The 5,214-nt window shown below is 48.4% G+C and carries 2 tRNA genes and 3 rRNA genes; all 5 read right to left on the reverse strand.

Features of this window, described 5'->3' with window-relative positions:
* Positions 1 to 2: 2 nt before the first annotated feature.
* The 5 genes from rrf to DW083_RS21610 all read right to left on the reverse strand — a co-directional run bounded on the left by rrf (position 3) and on the right by DW083_RS21610 (position 5,201).
* Positions 3 to 113: ribosomal RNA gene (gene rrf / locus DW083_RS21590) — 5S ribosomal RNA — on the reverse strand.
* 120 nt (positions 114 to 233) lie between these two features.
* Positions 234 to 3,110: ribosomal RNA gene (locus tag DW083_RS21595) — 23S ribosomal RNA — on the reverse strand.
* Positions 3,111 to 3,275: 165 nt separating this feature from the next.
* A tRNA-Ala gene (locus DW083_RS21600) sits at positions 3,276 to 3,352 on the reverse strand.
* Between the two features lie 88 nt (positions 3,353 to 3,440).
* Positions 3,441 to 3,514 (reverse strand) — tRNA-Ile (locus tag DW083_RS21605).
* Between the two features lie 158 nt (positions 3,515 to 3,672).
* Positions 3,673 to 5,201 (reverse strand): 16S ribosomal RNA (locus tag DW083_RS21610).
* Together the 16S, 23S and 5S rRNA genes with 2 tRNA genes alongside form the textbook arrangement of a ribosomal RNA operon.
* Between the last annotated feature and the right edge of the window lie 13 nt (positions 5,202 to 5,214).

A 5,214-nucleotide genomic window follows, 5' to 3' on the forward strand; every position in this document is an offset into this window, starting at 1 on the left:
TAAAACGGCGGCTATCTACTCTCCCACTTTTACGCAGTACCATCGACGTGGTTGGGCTTAACTTCTCTGTTCGGAATGGGAAGAGGTGGATCCCCAACGCTATAACCACCTTAATACCTTATATTAAGATTTTGACTGGACAACTCCATTTTGGAGTCACGTAACTTTTATTTCTGAGCTTATTGATGACTCACATCATCAATCCTTCAGACGTATCAATCCTTTCCTTTGTGATAAGAAAGTCTCGGGCTATTAGTACTACTCGGCTTCGACATTACTGCCCTTACACCTGTAGCCTATCAACGTCGTAGTCTACAACGACCCTTGAGGGATATCTCATCTTGAGGCTGGCTTCGTACTTAGATGCTTTCAGCACTTATCCAATCCAGACTTAGATACCCGGCGGTGCTCCTGGCGGAACAACCGGTAAACCAGTGGTCTGTCCAACACGGTCCTCTCGTACTAGTGTCAGAGCCCCTCAAATATCCTACGCCCACGATAGATAGAGACCGAACTGTCTCACGACGTTCTGAACCCAGCTCGCGTGCCACTTTAATGGGCGAACAGCCCAACCCTTGGGACCTTCTCCAGCCCCAGGATGTGACGAGCCGACATCGAGGTGCCAAACCGCTCCGTCGATATGAGCTCTTGGGAGCGATCAGCCTGTTATCCCCGGAGTACCTTTTATCCTTTGAGCGATGGCCCTTCCATGCGGAACCACCGGATCACTATGCTCTAGTTTCCTACCTGATCGACTTGTTAGTCTCCCAGTCAAGCACCCTTATGCCATTACACTCTACGACCGGTTACCAATCGGTCTGAGGGTACCTTTAGAAGCCTCCGTTACTCTTTTGGAGGCGACCACCCCAGTCAAACTACCCACCATACAGTGTCCTCGCATACCGCGAGTTAGAACTCAAACAATCAAAGGGCCGTATTTCAACGGTGACTCCACAAATACTGGCGTACCTGCTTCAATGTCTCCGGCCTATCCTACACATCAATTGCCCAAATTCAATGTAAAGCTATAGTAAAGGTTCACGGGGTCTTTTCGTCCCATCGCGGGTAATCGGCATCTTCACCGATACTACAATTTCACCGAGCTCACGGTTGAGACAGTGTCCAGATCATTACACCATTCGTGCAGGTCGGAACTTACCCGACAAGGAATTTCGCTACCTTAGGACCGTTATAGTTACGGCCGCCGTTTACTGGGGCTTCAATTCAGACCTTCTCTTGCGATGAGTCCTCCTCTTAACCTTCCAGCACCGGGCAGGTGTCAGGCTGTATACTTCATATTTCTATTTCGCACAGCCATGTGTTTTTGTTAAACAGTTGCCTGGACCTATTCTCTGCGCCCAGCCTTTCAGCTGGGACCCTTTATCCCGAAGTTACAGGGTCAATTTGCCTAGTTCCTTAACCGTGAATCACTCGAGCGCCTCAGTATTTTCAACCCAACTACGTGTGTCCGTTTACGGTACGGGTACTTTATGAATATGCTTAGCGGATTTTCTTGGGAGCCTGTTTACGTCCATATTGCCTTGTACAAGTACGCAGCATACTGTCAGGTTCGGCTCTACCGGCGGATTTGCCTACCAGTATCAACGCCTACACCCTTTAACCACCTATTCCGTCAGATGGCAGGACTGTCACTTCTCCGTCTCCACATCGCTCCATAAAGTAGTATGGGAATATTAAACCATTCTTCCATCGGAATCGCCGTTCGGCTTATCCTTAGGTCCCGACTTACCCTGATCCGATTAACGTTGATCAGGAAACCTTAGTCTTTCGGCGAGGAAGTTTCTCACTTCCTTTATCGTTACTTATACCTACATTTGCTTTTCTATACGCTCCAGCAAGGGTTATCCCTTACCTTCGACGCCTATAGAATGCTCCCCTACCATGTGTTACCACATCCATAGCTTCGGTAAACAGTTTATGCCCGAGTATTATCCACGCCAGACTCCTCGACTAGTGAGCTGTTACGCACTCTTTAAATGAATGGCTGCTTCCAAGCCAACATCCTAGCTGTCTCTGCAGTCTGACTTCGTTAGTTCAACTTAACTGTTATTTGGGGACCTTAGCTGATGGTCTGGATTCTTCTCCTCTCGGACGCGGACCTTAGCACCCGCGCCCTCACTCCACGGCAATATATAGTACGCATTCGGAGTTTATCTGGACTTGATAGGCGGTGAAGCCCTCGCATCCAATCAGTCGCTCTACCTCATACTATACTAACCGCAGGCTGCACCTAAATGCATTTCGGGGAGTACGAGCTATCTCCAAGTTTGATTAGCCTTTCACCCCTACCCTCAGTTCATTGGAACACTTTTCAACGTATACCCATTCGGACCTCCAGTTAGTGTTACCTAACCTTCATCCTGACCAAGGGTAGATCACTTGGTTTCGCGTCTACTCCCTCCGACTAACTCGCCCTGTTCAGACTCGCTTTCGCTTCGGCTCCGTACCTGAAGTACTTAACCTTGCCGGAGAAAGTAACTCGTAGGTTCATTATGCAAAAGGCACGCCGTCACATCCGAAGATGCTCCGACCGCTTGTAGGCAGACGGTTTCAGGGACTATTTCACTCCTCTGTTCGAGGTTCTTTTCACCTTTCCTTCACAGTACTGGTTCGCTATCGGTCTCTCGGGAGTATTTAGCCTTACGGGATGGGCCCCGCTAATTCACACAGAATTTCTCGTGCTCCGCGCTACTCAGGATACCACTAAGCTTCGTCAGTGAGTCGTGTACCGGGCTATCACCGTCTATGGCCGTTCTTTCCAAAACGTTCCACTTCACTAATTTCTTGCTATGCCGTGGTCCTACAACCCCGGTATTGCCTAAACAACACCGGTTTGGGCTATTCCGCGTTCGCTCGCCACTACTTGCGGAATCACTTTTGTTTTCTTCTCCTATGGGTACTTAGATGTTTCAGTTCCCCACGTTCGCCTTCCTTACGGAATGACTGGCCTTCAACCAGCCGGGTTGCCCCATTCGGAAATCTTCGGATCAAAGGTTATTTGCACCTACCCGAAGCTTATCGCAGCTTATCACGTCCTTCATCGCCTCCGAGAGCCAAGGCATCCACCGTCTGCCCTTGCTTACTTTCTTTATCAATGACACGGTTTCTAAATTAATAATTAAAAATTAATAATGAAGAAATGCGTCTTGGATTGATATATCTTTAGCTTGCTCTTACTTTTATTCGTTACTTAACTTTATTTGAAGTTGTCCAATACGTCAAAGATCTTATTTACACCATTGCTGATGTTTTTTTGGTGGAGAATAACGGATTCGAACCGTTGACCCTCTGCGTGCAAGGCAGATGCTCTAGCCAGCTGAGCTAATCCCCCGGATTCTAAATTAATAATTAAGAAGGATCAATTAAAAAATAATATCGGATTTCTTAATTTTTAATTCTTAATTTTTAATTTCATGAAGTAGTCCCAGGCAGAGTTGAACTGCCGACCTCTACATTATCAGTGTAGCGCTCTAACCAACTGAGCTATAGGACTGTCAACTTTTCTTTCTTGTTGCCTGAGAGTTTTTCATCTCAGCTTCATCTTTCTCTTTACTGGTTGTCCAGTTTTAAGATCATATATGAATACATATTCAACCGTAGTACACGAGAACAACATACCGTTGTTCCTACTTAACCAGACTCTGGCTCCAGAAAGGAGGTGTTCCAGCCGCACCTTCCGGTACGGCTACCTTGTTACGACTTAGCCCCAGTCACCAGTTTTACCCTAGGCCGATCCTTGCGGTTACGGACTTCAGGTACCCCCGGCTCCCATGGCTTGACGGGCGGTGTGTACAAGGCCCGGGAACGTATTCACCGCGCCATGGCTGATGCGCGATTACTAGCGAATCCAGCTTCACGGAGTCGAGTTGCAGACTCCGATCCGAACTGAGACATGGTTTGGAGATTAGCATCCGGTCGCCCGGTAGCTGCCCTTTGTCCATGCCATTGTAACACGTGTGTCGCCCCGGATGTAAGGGCCGTGCTGATTTGACGTCATCCCCACCTTCCTCACAGCTTACGCTGGCAGTCTCACCAGAGTCCTCAGCTTCACCTGTTAGTAACTAGTGATAAGGGTTGCGCTCGTTATGGCACTTAAGCCGACACCTCACGGCACGAGCTGACGACAACCATGCAGCACCTCGCAAATGGCTATTGCTAGAAGACCAGTTTCCTGGTCGGTCCAAATGCGTTCAAACCCGGGTAAGGTTCCTCGCGTATCATCGAATTAAACCACATGTTCCTCCGCTTGTGCGGGCCCCCGTCAATTCCTTTGAGTTTCACCGTTGCCGGCGTACTCCCCAGGTGGATTACTTAACGCTTTCGCTGTAGAGCTTACTGTCTATCGCAAACTCCTAGTAATCATCGTTTACTGCGTGGACTACCAGGGTATCTAATCCTGTTTGATCCCCACGCTTTCGTGCTTCAGTGTCAGTTATGGTTTAGTAAGCTGCCTTCGCAATTGGAGTTCTGCGTGATATCTATGCATTTCACCGCTACACCACGCATTCCGCCTACCTCAAACACACTCAAGTAAAACAGTTTCAACGGCAATTTTATGGTTGAGCCACAAACTTTCACCGCTGACTTAATTTACCACCTACGCACCCTTTAAACCCAATAAATCCGGATAACGCTCGCATCCTCCGTATTACCGCGGCTGCTGGCACGGAGTTAGCCGATGCTTATTCATAGGGTACATACAAAACACCACACGTGGTGCACTTTATTCCCCTATAAAAGAAGTTTACAAACCATAGATCCTTCATCCTTCACGCGACTTGGCTGGTTCAGCCTCTCGGCCATTGACCAATATTCCTCACTGCTGCCTCCCGTAGGAGTTTGGTCCGTGTCTCAGTACCAATGTGGGGGACCTTCCTCTCAGAACCCCTATCCATCGTCGGTTTGGTGGGCCGTTACCCCGCCAACTGCCTAATGGAACGCATGCCCATCTATCAGCAAATTGCTTCTTTAACAAATATTTCCATGTGGAACCCCTGTTTTATGGAGTATTAATCCGACTTTCGCCGGGCTATCCTCCTCTGATAGGTAGGTTGCATACGCGTTACTCACCCGTGCGCCGGTCGCCACCAAAGTATTGCTACCTCGTGCTGCCCCTCGACTTGCATGTGTTAAGCCTGTCGCTAGCGTTCATCCTGAGCCAGGATCAAACTCTTCGTTGTTAAATTGTTTTTT

Origin of the sequence: Parabacteroides sp. AF48-14, assembly GCF_003477465.1 — a bacterium.
GTDB classification, from domain to species: Bacteria; Bacteroidota; Bacteroidia; order Bacteroidales; family Tannerellaceae; genus Parabacteroides; species Parabacteroides acidifaciens.